Origin of the sequence: Enterobacter sp. SECR19-1250 (genome assembly GCF_013391025.1) — a bacterium.
GTDB lineage: Bacteria > Pseudomonadota > Gammaproteobacteria > Enterobacterales > Enterobacteriaceae > Enterobacter > Enterobacter cloacae.
This window is the reverse complement of record NZ_JACASJ010000287.1, coordinates 1-905: the sequence shown is the minus strand read 5'-3', so window position 1 is coordinate 905 and position 905 is coordinate 1. Positions and strand designations below refer to the sequence as shown.

Sequence of the window (905 nt, the reverse complement as noted above, 5' to 3'; positions counted from 1 at the left end):
CCGACATTCCGCAGCTAATTTAGGAATAAACTACCTCATAGAGTCTACCGAGTAATTTGAGTAGTTGTGTTTGGTGCTCTTGAAGTCCAGTGATGAACCGATGGCCGTTAATCTCTAACGTATCAATGCCTTCGAACTGCAAGAAGACCCAACGTGCCGTCGGTTTTGCTGTCGTCTTGTTCTTTACCATACTTGGGAAGAACGCTTCGGTTTGTGCGAGTTGCTCTCTGATTTTGTGTTCTAAACTGGCGTAAACAAGCAAGCTCAACGTCATTATCATTAGTAACGCTTCAATGCGCTCAGGCTTTTTCAAAAAGATGGAAGAGGTTAAAAACTCAGGGCTTTTTAGAAAGCGGAAGCCACGCTCGACTTTTTGTTGCGATTTGTAATGAGCTAGCAGAGCTGCCATGGTGAGTGCTTCATTGTCGGTGTCATTCGTCGCGAGGATAAACATGCCTACTTTGAGCCTAGCCAGTTTTACTTTTTCTAGGTCGGTGAAGGGAGCGGCCTCGATAAAGTATTGGTATCCTGTCGGTGCTTCATCTGTCTTTGGGCGCCCCGAATGAGAGTAAGTCGGCAGTTTGATGAGAGTGCCTTGTTCAAACCCTAGTAAGTCACATTGTTTCTTGAAATCGTTAAACGCGAGTTCTGCGTCAACTTCACAAGCGAATGGTTTTTTACTTAGCTTTCTCAACGCTTTGATTTCTTTTGCTATATTTGCCTCTAAGTTCTTGAAGAAAGTGATTTCTTCCCGCTTGGTGGCTTGTTCACTGTGAACGAGCAACCAACGTTGATTGACCTTTCCGTAATCCGAGTTTATCCAACACCCTGAGTAGCCATGATCGATAGCGCTCAATTGCTCTGGCTCTAGCGCAAGCAGTGCTTGTTTTGCGAGCTTGATGGTC

1 protein-coding gene is annotated in these 905 nt (G+C 45.1%); it reads right to left on the bottom strand.

Features of this window, described 5'->3' with window-relative positions; genetic code table 11:
• Positions 1 to 19: 19 nt before the first annotated feature.
• Positions 20 to 905: IS1634 family transposase (locus HX884_RS26645; RefSeq protein ID WP_178329050.1), on the bottom strand; the 886-nt coding region annotated here is incomplete at its 5' end.